This window comes from Corynebacterium sp. CCM 9203 (assembly GCF_041357675.1).
In the GTDB taxonomy this organism is placed as follows: Bacteria; Actinomycetota; Actinomycetes; order Mycobacteriales; family Mycobacteriaceae; genus Corynebacterium.
Genome location: NZ_JAUERY010000003.1, coordinates 459,079 through 476,789 on the forward strand (window position 1 = coordinate 459,079; position 17,711 = coordinate 476,789).

At 63.9% G+C, this 17,711-nt stretch carries 7 protein-coding genes; 3 read left to right on the forward strand and 4 right to left on the reverse strand.

Translation table 11 applies throughout. The features are described 5' to 3' along the window. Positions 1 to 72 precede the first annotated feature (72 nt). Positions 73 to 2,571 (reverse strand): UvrD-helicase domain-containing protein, encoded by a 2,499-nt coding sequence (locus QWU44_RS08805; RefSeq protein WP_370915299.1) that lies wholly within the window; start codon positions 2,569 to 2,571, stop codon positions 73 to 75. A gap of 123 nt (positions 2,572 to 2,694) precedes the next feature. Here QWU44_RS08805 and QWU44_RS08810 point away from each other — a divergent pair, with 123 nt between their 5' ends. Then, the gene (locus tag QWU44_RS08810) at positions 2,695 to 3,000 is read left to right on the forward strand and encodes a chorismate mutase (protein ID WP_370915300.1); all 306 of its coding nucleotides are present in this window, start codon (positions 2,695 to 2,697) and stop codon (positions 2,998 to 3,000) included. Between the two features lie 27 nt (positions 3,001 to 3,027). On the opposite strand, the gene QWU44_RS08815 is transcribed toward QWU44_RS08810, so the two are convergent. After that, the gene (locus QWU44_RS08815; RefSeq protein WP_370915301.1) at positions 3,028 to 3,300 is read right to left on the reverse strand and encodes a hypothetical protein; all 273 of its coding nucleotides are present in this window, start codon (positions 3,298 to 3,300) and stop codon (positions 3,028 to 3,030) included. A 573-nt stretch (positions 3,301 to 3,873) separates the two neighbouring features. On the opposite strand from QWU44_RS08815, the gene QWU44_RS08820 reads away from it, so the two are divergent. After that, on the forward strand, positions 3,874 to 4,647 hold the full coding sequence (locus QWU44_RS08820; protein ID WP_370915303.1) for a YsnF/AvaK domain-containing protein: 774 nt from the start codon (positions 3,874 to 3,876) through the stop codon (positions 4,645 to 4,647). Positions 4,648 to 4,750: 103 nt separating this feature from the next. Here QWU44_RS08820 and QWU44_RS08825 read toward each other — a convergent pair whose 3' ends face one another. After that, positions 4,751 to 6,232: an NAD-dependent succinate-semialdehyde dehydrogenase gene (locus QWU44_RS08825; RefSeq protein WP_370915304.1), complete on the reverse strand. Its 1,482-nt coding sequence runs from the start codon at positions 6,230 to 6,232 to the stop codon at positions 4,751 to 4,753. 281 nt (positions 6,233 to 6,513) lie between these two features. Between QWU44_RS08825 and pgi the strand changes: the two genes are divergently transcribed. Next, the gene (gene pgi / locus QWU44_RS08830; RefSeq protein ID WP_370915305.1) at positions 6,514 to 8,154 is read left to right on the forward strand and encodes a glucose-6-phosphate isomerase; all 1,641 of its coding nucleotides are present in this window, start codon (positions 6,514 to 6,516) and stop codon (positions 8,152 to 8,154) included. A 147-nt stretch (positions 8,155 to 8,301) separates the two neighbouring features. Here pgi and QWU44_RS08835 read toward each other — a convergent pair whose 3' ends face one another. After that, positions 8,302 to 17,679 carry a fatty acid synthase subunit beta domain-containing protein gene (locus QWU44_RS08835; RefSeq protein WP_370915306.1) on the reverse strand — a complete coding sequence of 3,126 codons (9,378 nt, stop codon included), beginning with the start codon at positions 17,677 to 17,679 and terminating at the stop codon, positions 8,302 to 8,304. Positions 17,680 to 17,711 lie beyond the last annotated feature (32 nt).

A 17,711-nucleotide genomic window follows, 5' to 3' on the forward strand; every position in this document is an offset into this window, starting at 1 on the left:
AAAGCCGCCGGACTTGGAGGACACCATTTCCCTCATCTGTCCGACGTTCTCCCGCATGGAAACACCGGGATGTCAGAGTTTCTCCATCGGCAGACCTGCCATGAGCATGAGCCGTACAGTGCCGGAAGATCCGAAATCGATCGTCGCGGAATCGTAAGCCCCGACTGGCGCAATCTCCGTTACCGTTCCCAGACCGTACTTATCGTGATTGACCCGGTCTCCCACCGTGAGCTTGAGTACCGGTCGCCCGGCGCCCGATGACCGAAGGCGCGAGGAACTGCGCCCATCTCCGGCAGCAGCGCCTGGACGCCCGTTATGGGAACGGTATCCGCTGCCCCGAGTACTGCCCCAGACACCATTTCCTGCGCTGCCTTCGGGTTCTTCACGGCGCCAGTCGACGAGTTCTGTAGGGATCTCTGCGAGGAACCGCGACGGAGGATTCGTCATGGGGTTACCCCATGAACTGCGTAACACTGCACGCGTCAGGTAAAGGCGCCTACGGGCACGCGTGATCCCCACATAGGCGAGACGTCGTTCCTCCGCAAGCTCCCGGGGGTCACCGAGAGAACGCAGGTGCGGAAACTGGCCGTCTTCCCATCCAGTGACGAACACGACCGGAAATTCGAGTCCTTTCGCGGTATGCAGAGTCATGAGGGTGACGACACCCTGGTCGTCATCGGGGATCTGATCGGCGTCCGCCACGAGTGAGACCCGTTCAAGAAACGCCTGCAGGCTACCCGGCTCAGGTTCACCGGTTTCCGTCTCATAGCTGCCGCCGTCCATCTCTGCGTAAGCGATCCGCATCGCGGCATCACTGGAGAACTCCCGTGCCACGGCAGTGAGTTCCTTCAGGTTGTCCAGCCGAGTCGCATCTTGCGGATCACTCGACTTCTCCAGTTCCGCGATATAGCCGGTGCGGGTGCAGACCTCAGTGATGAGCTCCCCCAGATCCGGCATCCGGGTCTCGGCGTTGACCGATTTCGTCCCGACCTCCCGGAGTTCGTTCAACAGGTTTACGAAGCCTGCCACGGCGTTCCGCCCACGCACTCCAAGCATGTCGACCTCACCCGCCGCGGCGTCGATAAGCGCACGGTGGAAGCTGATGCGGTTGGTGTCGGCGTGCAGTGCGACAAACGCCTGTGCCCGGTCACCGATACCACGGCGAGGAGTGTTAATGATCCTGCGCAGACTCACCGTGTCGTCGGGATTGTCCAGCACCTTGAGGTAGGCGATGATGTCCCGGATCTCCTTGCGTTCGTAAAACCGTGTTCCACCGACGACACGGTAGGGCACACCGGAACGGATGAACACCTCTTCCAGTGCACGGGAGGCGTTGTTCGTTCGATACATCACCGCGATATCGGAGTAGTTCAGGCCCCGATCAATGAGGGCATCGATCTCCGAAGCGATGAACCGGGCCTCATCGTGCTCATTGTCGGCGACATACCCGACGATGGGTTCCCCTTCTCCGAGTGCCGTCCACAGTTTCTTCTCCCGCCTTCCCGCGTTCCGGGCGATGACGGCATTCGCGGCGGAGAGGATTGTCTGTGTCGAACGGTAGTTCTGCTCGAGAAGGATTGTCCGGGCCTCCGGATAGTCCCGCTCAAATTCCTCGATATTCCGGATCGTGGCCCCACGGAAGGCGTAGATGGACTGGTCCGCGTCACCGACGACGCACAGTTCACTCGGTGGAACCGAATGAGGCCCTTCCGCTTCCACCCGCCCGACAAGCTCGGAGACCAAGCGATACTGAGCATGGTTGGTGTCCTGGTACTCATCGATGAGCACGTGACGGAAGCGCCGACGGTAGTACTCGGCGACCTCCGGATGACTTGCGAGAAGCCCCACGACTTCACCGATGAGATCATCAAAATCAACGGCATTGGAGCGACGCAGCCGCGCCTGATACTCGGCATACACCTCTGCAACGGTCATACCGAAGCGATCAGCCGACTGTGACGCCTCTGCCGCGGCATCCGCAGGATCGACGAGTTCGTTCTTCAGACTGGAGATGGCGTTGGCCAGGGCGCGCGGGGCGAATTTTTTGGCGTCCAGACTCATGTCCTTCGCGATCATTCCGAGGAGCCTGCGAGAATCATCCGAATCGTAGATGCTGAAGTTGGTGTTGAGTCCGTCCACCAACGCCGCCTGCTGACGCAGGATACGCACACAGGTGGAATGGAACGTGGACACCCACATCCGCTCCGCGGAAGGCCCGACCAGTGCCCGGACACGCTCACGCATCTCGGTCGCAGCCTTGTTGGTGAAGGTGATGGCGAGGATCTGCCCCGGGTGCACCCCCCGATGGGCTAGGAGGTAGGCGATGCGTCGTGTGAGCACCGCGGTCTTCCCCGACCCTGCCCCCGCCACGATCAGTAACGGCGCCCCGACGTGCTCGACGGCGGCGCGCTGCTGATCGTTGAGACCTTCAACGAGATCCGTCGGTGAGCCGAAGGCATCGGCACCACTTCGACCGGAATGATGCCCCGGATCATCGCTGCCGGAGGCCGGTACCCCGGCACCGGAGTGAAACGGGGATAAGGACTGGGTTCCATCGGACTGGGTGCTCATAATTCCTCCAACTTACAGTCCGTACCGGACATCCCCGGAGACACCTCCACGACCGCCCTCCCGGACTCTCTCAGCGGCGGTGAAAAAGAACCCTTCCGGGAACCACGTGGCAGAATACGCACCATGAACACTGATGCCGAACGTTTCGAGATCCGCAGCCCCTCCGGGACCGACGACCCGCTCTCCGATGCCGAGATCCAGCGCTACCGGCAGGAAATCGACAGACTCGACAGCGAGATTATCGCGGCGGTGAAACGCCGCCGCGAAATCTCCCAGGCAATCGGCAAGACCAGGATGGGTTCAGGCGGAACCAGACTCGTGCACCGCCGCGAGGTCGCCATCATCAACCAGTTCCGCGATGAGATCGGTGAAGAAGGGCCCGCCCTCGCGGGAATTCTCCTGCGGATGGGGCGCGGAAAACTCGGCTGATCCCCTCCAGAACCAATCCGGAGGGGATCATGTCCCTTCCGTGGCGAGCTGGGGATCCTCATCCTCTCCACCACGTGCCCGGCGATGCAGGAAGTCGAGCTGCTCACGCCACGACGTAAAGTCACGGTCCCCGTCTCCGGAGCGGAAACGAAGTTCCGCGACTCGTTCGAGTCGCACATATTCGCGGAGAACATGTTCGATCAGTGAACCGACCTCGGCGTTATGTCGCCGTGCACACTCTCGGAGCTCATCCAGAAGCTCCGTATCGAGGCGTACCTGGTTCTCGCGTCCTTCACTCATATCCCTCACTCTTCCGGCCCCACACACCGCTGTCAATGCTTGCCCTGTCCGATACCGCGACGGGGGAAGTACCCGGGAATGCACACCCGACCGCCAAGATCACACATAAATGCATAAATGCAGTTCTGTGAATACTATCTCATCATTAGACGAGGTGGAGCCCACCCGTCATGAACACAAACCGTGAACAAGCCGTGCATTCCCATATGTACCATTGAGCATACGACAATAGCTTCGACACAATAAGTCAAACATGCACATGAGACAGCACCAACATGCCCGATCCAAGAATCACAGGATCGCCGCAACCAAACACACCTCATCGAAGGTGATATCAAACTGATACATTTCGGAGACGTCGCTGGTTATGGTGTTTTTATTCGACAAAAACAGCACGTCAGACACCCTTAGTGAACGACATTAACCCAACTTTATGTGCAAAACCTCAGCTACAGTGGCGAACGTGACCGAACTTCAGAGCCTGATTTTTAAGCATTAATATGCCATCCACAGATCTGAAGAATATTCACGCACCTCACGTTCAGTAGCCACTACCCAAGGAGTACATCCAGTATGGACAAGACCTTTATTGATGCAGTTCTCAACGCCACCGCGTTCGACAGCACCGGCGAAAAGGTCGGAAGCGTCAGCCAGATGTTCGTGGACGATCAGACCAAAGAGCCCACCTTCGTGGCCGTCAACACCGGCCTGTTCGGGATGAGCAGCTCATTGGTTCCGCTCGAGGGTGCACGTCTGAACGGTGAAGAACTACACCTCGCCCACACCAAGGACGCCATCAGCGATGCCCCGAACATCGACGATTCCGACGAAGGACTCACCCCCGAACAGGAGAACACCCTGTTTCGCCACTACGGTCTGACATCCGGCGCCACCACGGGCGAAAGCGCCGACGCCGATAATCATCGTGCCGCGGCTGCCGAGGCCCGCACCGCCACCACCGATGTCGACGAACACATCGTCCGCTCCGAAGAGCAGCTCAACGTGCGCAAGCACTCCGAGGAAGCAGGTCGAGTCCGTCTGCGCAAGTACGTCGTCACCGACACCGAGAACATTGAAGTTCCCGTGTCCCGTGAAGAGGTGCGCATCGAGCGTGAGCCCATCTCCGCAGAGGAAGCCGCACGCCTCGGTGATTCCCGGATCAACGAGCAGGAAGCCGAGCTCATCCTCCACCAGGAGCGCGTCACCGTCGACAAGGACGTCGTCCCGGTGGAGAAGATCTCCCTGAACAAGGAGACCGTGACCGACACCCACGTCGTGTCCGAGGAAGTCCGCGAAGAACGCATCGACGTCGACACCGACGGTGATGTCGAGAAGCGCCACCAGTAGGATCCCCTCGACCTACTGTCTCTAATGGGAACGTAGCGGTCCAGAACCGATGATCCCCACCACCTCACCAGGAGGTGGTGGGGATCATCGTCTGCCGCGCATATCAGTTGGGCAGGGAAATCAGTTTCGTCTCCAGAAACTCATCGATCCCCTCGAAACCGCCCTCACGTCCCAGCCCCGACTGTTTGACCCCTCCGAAGGGGGCGGCCGGATCTGAGAGTGCCCCCTTGTTGACGGCAACCATTCCTGCCTGGATCTTCTCCGCTGCATTCAGCGCACGGGCGAGATTCTCCGAGAACACGTAAGCCGCCAGACCGAAGGGTGTGTCGTTGGCCAGCCGGATAGCTTCCTCATCCGAGTCGAAGGAAATCACTGAGACAACGGGACCGAATATTTCCGCCGAACGGATCTCCGCGGATTCCGGGGCGTCGGTGAGCACGGTCGGCGGATAAAAACTCCCTCCCTCGGGCACATCGTGGAGCACGGAGCGATCTCCACCGAGAAGCACATTCGCACCCTTTGCTTTGGCGTCCTCGACGAGGCAGGTCACCGTCTCCACCTGGTCATCCCCGGACAACGGTCCGACCGTGGTCTCCGGATCGGTTCCGCGGCCCACGGTGAATCCCCTCATCTTCTCGACGACGCCGGCGACAAAATCATCCTTCACCGCAGAATGAACGAGGAACCGGTTCGCGGCGATGCAGACCTGTCCCGCACCACGCATCTTCGCCGTTGCCACGGCCTCGACAGCCGTGTCCAAGTCGGCATCATCGAACACCACATAGGGGGCATTCCCGCCGAGTTCCAGAGAAACCCGCATCGTGTTTTCCGCGGCCTTCGCCGCCAGCATCTGCCCCACGTCCGTGGAACCGGTAAACGTCAGTTTGCGCAGGCGCGGATCCTCCAGAAGCGCAGACACATTGGACGCCTTCGCCGTGGGTAACACTGAGACAACCCCATCCGGGACACCGGCCTCCGACAACAGCTTCGCCAGGTACAGCATCGTCAATGGGGTCTTCGAAGCAGGCTTGATGATCATCGTGCACCCGGCTGCCAGAGCCGGTCCCAGCTTCCGGGTTCCCATCGCGAGCGGAAAGTTCCATGGCGTGACCGCGAGGCTCGGTCCTACAGGCTGCCGGGTGACCAGTATTCGCGCGTTCCCGGACGGACTGTGCCGGTAGTCCCCCGTGATCCTCACAGCTTCCTCCGCAAACCAACGGAAAAATTCCGCGCCGTAGGCTACTTCACCACGAGAATCAGGCAGAGCACGGCCGAGTTCAGCGGACTGGAGGTACGCGAGCTCCTCGGTGTGGTCCAGTACGAGCCTGTTGGCTCGGTAGAGGATCTCGGAACGCTCCCGGGCAGGTGTCGCAGCCCAGTCATCCTGGACGGCAACCGCCGAGTCCAATGCCCGGCGCGCATCATCCTTCGACGCGGAAGCCACCGTCGCCAGAGTGGAACCGTCGGATGGGTTAGTCACATCGAAAGTCCCGCCATCGGAGGAATCAACGAATGCTCCGTCGATGAATAGTCTCCTGGGAGCTTGAGCGATGAGGTTTTCTATGTTCATTCCGGAATCAGACATGCCCCCACTATGCCCGTTTTTCCACTATTGCGTAGTAGCTTTTCCCCGACTCGGGGTTCCTGGCGAACGGTTTCCAAACCCCCTGTTGCGGGTATTGCATTCCCACCCGAAATCCGGCGGCGTCCCGCTCGAGAACAGTACTGCCTCACCAGCCCGATAACGACTAACGTGGGGGTGTAAAGACGACACCGGGACCGGCCCACGGGCACACCCCGTCACTGAGAGTGGACGGGGTGCCCGACACCGACCCCGGCGACCGACATCCCTGTAAGGAGACGTCCATGGCCAACGACATCACCACCACCCCCCAATGGAAGGCACTCGCCGAACACTACCGGAACTTCGCCGGCACCAACCTCCGGAACCTGTTCGCCGAGAATCCCGAGCGGGCCGAGACATACACCATCGACGCCGCCGGACTGCACGTCGACCTGTCGAAGAACCTCGTCTCCGACGAGACCGTCGACCTTCTGGTGGAACTCGCCGATGCAGCCGACCTCAAGGGGCGCACGGAGGCGATGTTCACCGGTGAGCACATCAACAACACCGAGGACCGCGCGGTGCTCCACACGGCTCTGCGCATGCCCGTCGAGGATGATCTCATCGTCGACGATCAGGACGTCGCCGCTGACGTCCACGAGGTACTCGGACGAATGCGGGATTTCTGTCACGCACTGCGTTCCGGTGAATGGCTCGGGCATACCGGCCACACCATAAAGACCGTCGTCAACATCGGCATCGGCGGTTCCGATCTCGGCCCCGCCATGGCTGTCAAGGCGCTACGCACCTACGCCACCGCAGGTATCAGCGCGCGGTTCGTCTCCAACGTCGATCCCGCCGACATGAGCGCCACCCTTGAAGATCTCGACCCCGGCTCCACCCTGTTCATTGTGGCCTCCAAGACCTTCACCACCCAGGAAACCCTCGCCAACGCACACGCCGCGAAGCGTTGGCTCCTCGATGCCTTCGACGGTGACGAGTCGGCCGTCGCCAAGCACTTCGTCGCCGTATCCACCAACGCGGAGAAGGTCGCCGAATTCGGCATCGACACGAACAACATGTTCGGTTTCTGGGATTGGGTCGGAGGCCGCTACTCCGTCGATTCCGCCATCGGATTGTCCCTCATGGCGGTCATCGGCCCGATGGACTTCATGCGCTTCCTCGAGGGGTTCCATGACATGGACGTACACTTCCGCACCGCACCGGTCCGGGAGAACATCCCCGCACTCATGGGCCTATTCGGTGTCTGGTACGGCGACTTCCACCGGGCGAGCACGCACGCCGTCTTGCCCTACGCGGAGGACATGTCCCGATTCCCGGCATATCTACAGCAACTGACGATGGAGTCCAACGGCAAATCCGTCCGCATCGACGGAGCAACCGTGAACTGCCCCACCGGTGAGATCTACTGGGGCGAACCCGGAACCAACGGACAACACGCCTTCTACCAGCTCATGCACCAGGGCACCCGCATCGTACCTGCGGACTTCATCGGTTTCGCCCACCCGAAGCAGGATCTTCCGACCGCAGACGGCACGGGCAGCATGCACGACCTACTGATGAGCAACTTCTTCGCCCAGACCAAGGTTCTGGCCTTCGGCAAGAACAAAGAGGAGATCGCGGCGGAGGGAGTTCCGGACCATCTGATCACCCACAAAGTTATGCCCGGTAACCGCCCCTCCACGACGATCCTCGCCGAGGAACTGACCCCCTACATCCTCGGTTCCCTCATTGCCCTCTACGAGCACATCACCTTCACCCAGGGCGTGATCTGGGGCATCAACAGCTTCGACCAGTGGGGCGTCGAGCTGGGGAAGAAGCAGGCCGGTGACCTGCTTCCCGCTGTCACCGGTGCCGAAAAATCGGAATCCGGTGACTCCTCCACAGACTCACTAATCGACTGGTACCGCTCGAAGAAGTAGCGGCTCCACGCTGCTCCACCGCTTGACGACGCCGCCCCTCCCGGATATCTACGGGAGGGGCGGCGCTTGTGTCTGCCTCCCTACACCCGAGACACGTGATGGACCCCGGCCAAAAGCCGGGGTCCATCACGTCAGCAGGTCACAGCATCAGGACTGCGGGAACACTCCGTCCGCACCGAGACGCACGCTCGGATCGAGGATCAGGTTGATCTCCGCCTCATGTCCGCCCTTCTCCGGAAGTCGGCGCCCGACGGGTACCTCGTAGAGCGGTGCCCGGCCGATCATGCCGGCCTCCAGCCTGCGGACACCGGCCTGCAGGCGGGTGCTTGCGCGCTGGCGCCACTCGTCCACGTCATAGCCGGCATTGGCAAGCGCTTTCTCGAAGCAGGTCGGGTGCGCGAGTACCACGACGGCGGAGACGTGCCCGAAGCCGAGTGAAGTGAGCACCCCGGCCTTCACTCCCCCGACCCCGAGGTCGAGTGGCTGGCGCAGCCACACCAAGTTCGTGGCCTTTGGAGCGATCGCGGGGTCGACGCAGTCGAGGGCCGCATTGGCGGGCAGCTTACCGGTCGCCAGGATGTGGGTCAGTCCACCGATCTGGAAGAGCGCCGCACCACCCTTTGCGTGACCGGTGAGCGTCTTCTGGGAGACCACGAACATGGGGTTGTCCGTGCCTCGGCCGAGAGCCGCCCACAACTGGGAGTGCAGTTCGGACTCGTTGGGATCGTTGGCGTTGGTGGAGGTGTCATGCTTGGACACCACGCGCACATCGTCCGGCGTGAGGCCGATGCCCTGGAGGTTGCGGGCCAGGGCGGAACGTTCCCCGCCCCGGGCGGCGCCGAGCGCACCGAGCCCGGGTGCCGGGATCGAGGTGTGCGCACCGTCGGCGTAGCTCTGTGCGTGGGCGACGACGGCAAGCACGGGCAGGCCGAGCTTCGCCGCAACGTCACCGCGCGCGATGATGACGGTACCGCCGCCCTCGGCCTCGACGAAGCCGCCGCGGCGACGGTCGTTGGCGCGGGAGTAGAAGCGCTCGTCGATGCCCTTGTCGGCCATCGCCTGGGAACGGGCGGTGGCGTTCATGTCGCCGAAGCCGGTGAGCGATTCGACGCTGATGTCGTCGATACCGCCGGTGACGACGACCTCCGCCTTGCCGACGCGAATCTTGTCCACGCCCTCCTCCAAGGAGACCGCTGCGGTGGCGCAGGCGGCGACGGGGTGGATCATGGCACCATACCCACCGACCCATGACTGCATGACGTGGGCTGCGACGACGTTGGGCAGGGCCTCCTGCAGGATGTCGCTGGGCCGGTCCTCGCCGAGGAAGCGGGAGACGAACACCTTGTGCAGGGATTCCATGCCGCCGATGCCGGTGCCCTGGGTGCAGGCAACGTCACCGGGGTGCACGGCGGTGAGCAGTTCGGCCGGGGTGAACCCGCTGGTGAGGAACGCGTCAACGGCGGTGACGAGGTTCCAGCAGGCGATCCGGTCGAGGCCGTCGATCATGGAGGCGGGGATACCCCAGTGGGCGGGGTCGAAGCCGGTGGGCATCTGGCCGCCGACGGTGCGGGTGAGGCACGCCCGGCGCGGGATCGAGGCACGTGCGCCCTTCGACTTGTGTACCGTCCATTCGCCGTCGTCGTTGACGGAGATTCGGGTGGTGGCGGGATCGGCGTCGAGGTAGTCGCGGGCCTCGGATTCACTTGCGACGGTGAATTCGATGTCGCGGTCGAGGTAGACGGTCGCGAGGTCGACAGAACCCTGATCGACGAGGGTGAAGTCATCGACGAAGGTACGGATACCGGAGCGCGCGACCACTTCGTCGCGGAAGCGGTCGTAGATATCCTCTTCGGCGACGGCCGCACCGGAATCGTCGTACCAGCCGGGGGTGGGGTCCTCGGCCCAGGTGATGAGTCCCATCATCCACGCGAGTTCCATGACACCGGCGGCGGTCAGATCGACGCTGCCGTCACGGTGGATCCCGTACTCGGCTTCGGTGCGGGTACGGCCCGAACCCCAGGAGGAGACTTCCCCGACGCCGACGATGACGATGAGGTCCTCGAGGTCGGTGGTCACCTCGCCGATGTCGACCGGCTGCGGCTGGGCGCGGCGGGCCGGGGTGGGCAGGGCACGGATCGTGGCGACCGTGTCCGCCCCGTCATCGGCGCCGGCTGCTGCGGCGGCGAGAGCATCGCGGTCGATGCTGCGGGCGAGTTCGGGCAGGGATACCTCGGCGTCGGCGAGACCGCCGGTGAGATCGATGTCGAGCGGTGCGCGGGTGGCGCGCTCGCGGGCGTCGGAGGTCGCGAGTGCAAGCAGGTCGCCGGTGATCTCGTCGGGCGTGTAGACGTGGATACCGGCCTTCTCCGCGGCGGGCACGAGGAGGTCATTGCCGCCCATGAGATTGGTTCCGGAGACCCAACCGATGCGTGCCTGCGCGAGACTGATGTACTCGGGCCAGCCGGTTTCAGACTGCCACTTGGCGAGGATCGCGTCGAAGGCGGCCTTGACCTCACCGTATGCTCCGTCACCGCCGAAGGTGCCCCGGTTCGGGGAACCGGGCAGCACGACGTGGGCGCGGGTGCCGACGGAGCCGGTCGCCGCGAGTCGGGCGAGCCCGGCGATGGTGCGTTCGACGGACCAGAGCAGCAGTCGGGCCTGATTCTCGGCGGCGCCTCCGGCATCGGCGAGCGATCCGGAGACCCTGGGGGCGGCGAACGGGAATGCGAGCGTCGGGATGAGCGCGGGTTTGGTCACGGTGACCTTCTCGCCGACGGTGACCTTCTCCTCGGTGCCGATCCAGTCGATCAGGGAATCGACGTCACGGAAGGAGGACATGTTGGCGGGAACCAGCCAGAGCCGGGCACCGGCGGTGGCGTGCTCGGCGTAGAGGCTACGCGCGTATTCCTTACGATCCTGGGAGGCGCGGGATGCGGTCATGATGACCGTTGCGCCGCGCTCCAGGAGACCGGCGACGATGGAGCCGGCGATGGAACCGGGAGCGGCACCGGTGACCAGTGCAACCTCCCCGTCGAATTCCGGCGTGGAATCCCCGGTGGCTGCCTCGGCGATGCGGGTGAGCAGGTCACGTCGTGACGCATCATCGGTGTGCTCCGCCCACCAGCGGGCCTGCCCGGCGACGGTCTTCCCGGTTCCGGTGAAACGGGCGAGGATTCCCGCGCTGTCGGCGGTGTCGACGGCTGCGGCACCCACCGCGATGCGGGCGAGCTCCTCGCGGGCAACGGCCCAGCGGTCGTCGAAGAGCACCGCGCGGGTCGCGTCGAAGGCGGGGGTGACGAGTTTCAGCCACTGCGGGCCGAGTTCCGCTTCCACCGCTTCGAGCAGAGAGCCGTCCGCCGTCTCGGCGTCAGGTGCCTCCGGCTGCGGGGTGAGTCCGAGCTTGTCGAGGATCGCACGGGCGGTCTCTGCGAGAACACCCTCGGGCCCGGTGACGGTATCGGCGTACGCGTCGAGTGCCGCGGAGTCGACCACTCCGCCGCCGCCGGATGCGGAACCACCTCCGAGAGAGACCTCCACGCCGTTGGCTGCGGCGACTGCGCGGACGGCAGCGTCGATGAGCGTGTCGAAGTCGGCTGCAGAGGTCGGCTGGGAGCCGGGCAGGGTTCCCAGTTCACCGCCCCGCACCGATTCCTCGGTACGGGTTCCCAGAACGAGTTCGACCTCGACGGGGGCAACCCAGGTGGCGGGGAGGCTCCAGGTTCCGGTAACCCGGTCGCCGATGCGGGATGCCTTGGAACCGGCCTGCGCCGCGAGGGTGCGCAGTCGGGCACCGGTCAGTTCGGAGAGCACCGGACCGAAGGGCGTGTAACCGGGGGCCGCGGTGGTGACGCGGGATTTCAGCGTCGTGACATCGGCTTCAGCGGCACCGTCGATGGTGGGGACGCCGAGTTCGGCGGCCATGTCCATCAGGAGCTGGTTCCGGCGGGAGGACACCCCGTTGGTAAGGGTTTCGGTGGTGTCGGTTCCGGTGATCTGCTCGGGGCGGAGCTTGTTCTGCGCGGCGAACAGCGTGATGATGGCGTCGGCGGCGGTGAAGGTCAGCTCCGGTGCGGGACCAGCCGCCGGTTGGCCTCCCGCCGGTGCGGGGCTCGCCGCAACGGCCGCGACTTCAGCGGTGGCCGGTACAGTGTCCGGGGTAGCGGCTTCGGTACCGGGGGCCACGCCCGCGGGTTCATCCGTACCGGCGTCAACCTCGTCATCATCGGCGGTATCGGTCGCGGGAGCGTCCTGCTGATCAGTCAGGTAGACCGTCGGCTCGTCACGCTCCAGGTTGTACACCGAGGTGTTCGCGGTGGCGAACTGCGGCAGTTCAAGGGTGCGGGCCAGGAGATTCGCCAGTGTCGGGGAGGACGCCAGTCCCACTTCGACGACACGCTCAACGCCGTTCTTTCCGAGGAGCAGGGCCTGGGTCTCGATCCATCGGACCGGGGAGGCGAACTGCCAGGACAGAAGCTCGATGAGCAGCAGTCGGGCGAGCGCTTTCGGATCGGTGTCAGCGAGGCCCTCGAATGCGCCGTCCTGTCCGAGCAGTTCCCGGAGCGGTTCTGCGGGAACGACCTCCAGGATGGACTCCGCGAAGTCGCGGGTCAGTTCGAAGGGACGCGCCACGAGGTTCGGGATGTAGCGGCCCACGAGCGCGTCAATGTCGAGATCGGTGGGGAGCAGGGCGTCGAGTTTCTCCGCGAATGCGGCGACACCGGGGCGGAGTACCGAGGAATGGAAGGGTACGTCGATACCGGGAATCGGGATGAACGCCCGGCGTCCACCCGCGGCCTCGGCACGGGCGGAGGAGTCCGCCTCCAGTGCCTTCAGTCCCGCGAGGGTTCCGGCCACGGCGTACTGCTGGCCGGCGACGTTGAAGTTCACGATCTCCAGGAACTCACCCGAGGCATCAGCGATGGAACGCACGTAGTCGATGACCGCGTCATCGTCCACGCCGAACTGGTTGGGGCGCAGCGCACCGAGACCATAGTTGGAACGGCCCCGCTCGTCGCGGGGGACGAGGGAGTGCATGGCGGAACCGCGGGAGAAGACGATGTCGATGACGCCCTCGAGCTCGAAGATCCCGGCGGTCGATGCCAGCGAGGTGTACTCGCCGAGGGAATGCCCGGCGTACATAGAACCGGGAACGAGCAGACCTTCGTGACGCAGCCGCTCGGTCTGTCCGTACGCCACGACAGCGAGAGCAACCTGGGTAAACTGTGTGAGATAGAGCACACCCTTGGGGTGTCGGTAGACGGTCTCCCCCACCTTCAACTCGACGGGATTGTCGTCAACGACCTGGATGATGGAGAACCCGAGTGCAGCGCGGGTGTGCTCGTCGGCCCGCTGCCACACGGCACGGGACGCGGCAGAGGCGGCACGGTCCGCGCTAGCCATTCCCTTGGCCTGGATGCCTTGGCCGGGATAGACGTAGGCGGTGGTCGGGGCGTCGAGAAGAGCCTGACCACGAGAGACCACCACACCATCAATGCGGCAGGTCACCTCCAGTGCTGGGTTCGGGCCGCTGCGTCCAACCCGCTCGACAGTGATTTCCACGACATCGTCGAGTTGCACCATGCCATACATCGAGTACGTCCAACCAATCAGGCGCGCGGGACGAGAACCCGGCTCGGTGGCAGTAGCGAGATGTTGGGCGGTGGCCGAGAGCCACATCCCGTGCACGAGCGGTGCATCGAGGCCGACGAGACGGGCCGCGTTGGTGGAGGTATGGATCGGGTTGTAGTCGCCGGAAACCACGGCGAACGGAGTCATATCCCCTGGTGCAGTCACCGTAGCGCGGCGGACGAAGCTGCGCGGAGTGTCTGTGATCGCCACTTCGACCCCACCGAAGTCCGGGGCCGCCGGTGCAGGATCGGTGGTGGTCACACGCCCGCGGATGGCGAAGCGCTCGATCATCGTCGCGATGACGGTCTCGCCGTGACGGAGAACGAGGTCGACGGTGACGATACGGCCGGATGCGGACTCATCGAAGGGACGGGTGCGTGCCTCGACGTGGATGTTCCGGTCGGTGCCGTCACGAAGCTCGGACAATGGTACCCGGAGATCCACGCAGTGATCGAGGTGCACCGCGTTGAGCAGCCCCTCGATGACGGGGTATCCGTCAGAGAGCTTGCCGGAGCCGAGGGCGGTGTAGATCGCGGGCCAGCAGGGACCGACGAGGGCGTCCGCGGTACCGGGCGCGGTACGGACACCGGTGAGCGCTGCACCGGTGACCGCGGTATGCGCGGTGAACAGATGCGCGGGCAGTGTGAAGGAGTCCCGGACGACACCGAATGCCGAACCCTCATCCTCATGAACTCGGGGAAGATCGGTGATGTCGTCACCGGCCGCGGAGGTTGAACCGACACCGGCGACACCGGCGAGCAGAGCATAGACGCTGTCGGGGAGGTGCTCCCGGGAGACCACGGGGACCGCACCGGTGGCGCATGAGTCACCGAGCAGCACAGGGATGTCGACGTATTCGATGACGAAGGGGTGCTCGCCCTCGAGCCCGTCCCAGTAGGAGTCGCAGAGGATGCGGATCGTCCAGGGGTCACCGTCGGTGTCCGGTTCAATCAGTTCGAAAGCATCGGAGTCGAGGACGTGAGCGGGATTGTCGATGAGGTGACCGTGCCACACGATGTGCGGGGCCGCCAATAGAAAATCGCGTGCGGTCTCGGCGGATGCCAGCCGGGAGAACACCTCGTGCACGGGAGCGTCCTGCTCACGCAGGTTTTCCACACAGGCGGCCTCAAAGCGGCCGAGGAGTTCGGCGACGGGCTCGTCGACACGGTCGATGCCCGCGACGGAAACCGGTCCCGGGATGCAGCGGACCTTGTCGGCGTCGTAGCGCGGGTCCTGCGCCTGCCACAGAGTGTCGAGACCCCACCAGCGGGCGATGTCGGCATCGATGGCCGGTACCCACGGCATCGGCTTGTGGTGCTTGCGGTTGAGTCCGATGAACCAGGCTGCGTCGCGGGCACCGACGATGGTGTCCGTGGCCTCCGGGTAGCGGGCCAGGAGCTTCTCGACGGCTGCGGGACCGTCGGTGATGGAGTCCAGGTCCGGGAAGAGGGTGGGGATGTCACCGTGGTCGGTGGGTGCGAGGCGGGCTTCGATGCGGTGCACGAGATCGAGGAACCGATCAGACCAGGTCGGATCGGTCCACGGCCAGGCCAACTCCACGAAACGGTGCAGCCACTGCGCGTAGGTCATGTCGGAGACGTCACCGAAGTACGGCTTCGCTGTGGCGTCGAGTGCCTCGATGATCTCATCACGGCGGGCCGCGACAGCCTCGTCGGAGGAGGTGTCAAGGGAACTCAGAAGCCGGGAGCAGCGGGCGGATGAGTTGTCCACCTCATACATGTCTGCGTGGAGGTGGGACAATCCCGAGGTGACCCCACCGCGGGATTGTCCACGGCCGACCCAGCCGCCGGCGTCATCCGGATCGACGCCGGGGGTGTCCACCAGAAGTTGCTTGACCTGGGGCGAGGTGATGGCCTCTTTGGTGGTCATCGCGGCGGTACCGACGAGAACACCATCGACGGGCATCGCGGGCATTCCGTGTTTGGTCGCCCAGGATCCGGTGATCCACTGGGCCGCCTTGTCCGGGGTTCCGATCCCGCCACCGACGAGGACAGCGACGTTGTCGTGGGAACGGATTTCGGCGTAGGTGGCAAGTAACAGATCGTCGAGGTTCACCCACGAGTGGTGACCACCGGCGTGACCGTCCTCGATCTGCATGATGACCGGGCTGTCAGGATTCGCTCGTGCGATATCCAGACAGGCACGGATCTGCTCGACGGTACCGGGTTTGAAGCAGATGTAGGGGAAACCATCGGCGTTGAGGGTGGTGATGAGCTCGGTCGCTTCCTCCACCTCGGGGATACCCGCAGAGATGGTCACGCCGTTCAGGGCCACGCCCGTGGCCCTGGCTCGGGAGACGATGCGCTGGGCACCGAACTGGAGGTTCCACATGTAGCGGTCGAAGAACATGGAGTTGAACTGCGCCGACCGGCCCGGTTCAAGCTTCTCGACGAGGCCGTCACGGTTGCTGGCGAAGACCTCCTCCGAGTACTGGCCGCCACCGGCCATCTCCGCCCAGAAACCGGCGTTCGCGGCGGCTGCGACGATACCGGGATCGACGGTGGTGGGCGTCATACCGGCGAGAATGACCGGCGAGTTACCGGTCAGCGTCGTGAACTTCGTCTCGACACTCATCGATCCGTCACTCAACCGGAGCAGCTTCGGCGCGAAACGGGAAAAATCACTGACCTGAGGGAGTTCTGTACCCGGAGTCGCCAACTGATCGCGGGCGGCGACAGTGGAAGCATCGACAACCGCGATGCCACGTCCCTGCAGCAGCGGACGGGTCATCCGGTCGAGCGCCCCACCCGGATCAACGACCAGCAGGTGGGAGCAGTGGTCCAGGCACTCGGAGAGTTCCGTGGCCCAGTCATGGTGCTCCACCAGAATCCCCCGGGCGAGATCGCCCGCCTCGATATCACCCAGATCGCAGCGCTCGGACATCCCGATCGCGCGTTCGACGGCCGGAGCCATCGAGGAGTGGTGGAAGGGAGCCGCAACTTCGAGAACATTAAAAACGGGCTCGATCAGCGAACCACCCCGCTTCTTCTCGATGATCCCCTCATTGTGACGCTCAGATGCGGCGAGGAGAGCACCACGCGCCCGTGACAGTCCTTCAGATGTACCCGCGAGAACGAAATGTCGCGGGCTGTTGCACAGTGCCACCTCAACCCCTGAATCAGCGATGTCGGCAAGTGCATCATCGATTCCTTCACGGCAGAAGCCTCGAACGCTCAACATGCATGACTCATCGGATGCAATGTCGAGATCCCGCGCCCGGGCGGAGGTCACAGCACCGAGGATGAGGGCGAAGGCAACCACGTCGACCAGACGACCACGGTCACCGGCTGCAATGGCCTTGGCCGCAGCGACACCGATGCTTCCCTGGGAATGCCCGGCGAAGCGCCAGGAGGACAGATCCACTCCGGAATCCGCAAGCTGATGAAGCGCTCCGATCTGTGCCAGGGTGATGCCCGCCACGGAAACCGCCGGTTCCCGGTCGAGGGGAAGGCGCGCCGGACTCGCCCCACCGATAAGGGAATGCAGACGTTCCCGCGCACCGGGCACGATGATCGAGATGTCCCGGGCAACCGGCGCGCAGCGGTGCCACGCAGCGTCCAGAAGTTCATCCAGGAGACGTGCGGTGGAGGAGTCCGTCACACTGTCAGCGAGTGCCTCGACCCACTGTGATGCTTGCCCCGCGAACAGAATTCCGGGATCCGAGATCTGATGCAGTGGGGTCTCACCGGCTGTGAAGCTGGTGATGTCATGGGTGTCGGCGTGCGTGGTGGTCACTGATGGAACTCCTCGGGGGAAAACGTCGGCGGTGGGGTGGACGGTACCGATCGCGAACCCCGGAAATCCGGGGCCATGGGAGCTGGTTTTTCGGTCGCGTTCGCCCGCCGCCGTACTCGGATTGACGGTGCTGGCTTTCATTCGGCGGGCCACCTCCATGCTCACCATCGATG

Bases quoted from the DNA above. Each gene is read 5' to 3' on its own strand.
- QWU44_RS08805 (WP_370915299.1), bottom strand. From the start codon at position 2,571: ATGAGCACCCAGTCCGATGGAACCCAGTCCTTATCCCCGTTTCACTCC.
- QWU44_RS08810 (WP_370915300.1), top strand. From the start codon at position 2,695: ATGAACACTGATGCCGAACGTTTCGAGATCCGCAGCCCCTCCGGGACC.
- QWU44_RS08815 (WP_370915301.1), bottom strand. From the start codon at position 3,300: ATGAGTGAAGGACGCGAGAACCAGGTACGCCTCGATACGGAGCTTCTG.
- QWU44_RS08820 (WP_370915303.1), top strand. From the start codon at position 3,874: ATGGACAAGACCTTTATTGATGCAGTTCTCAACGCCACCGCGTTCGAC.
- QWU44_RS08825 (WP_370915304.1), bottom strand. From the start codon at position 6,232: ATGTCTGATTCCGGAATGAACATAGAAAACCTCATCGCTCAAGCTCCC.
- pgi (WP_370915305.1), top strand. From the start codon at position 6,514: ATGGCCAACGACATCACCACCACCCCCCAATGGAAGGCACTCGCCGAA.
- QWU44_RS08835 (WP_370915306.1), bottom strand. From the start codon at position 17,679: ATGAAAGCCAGCACCGTCAATCCGAGTACGGCGGCGGGCGAACGCGAC.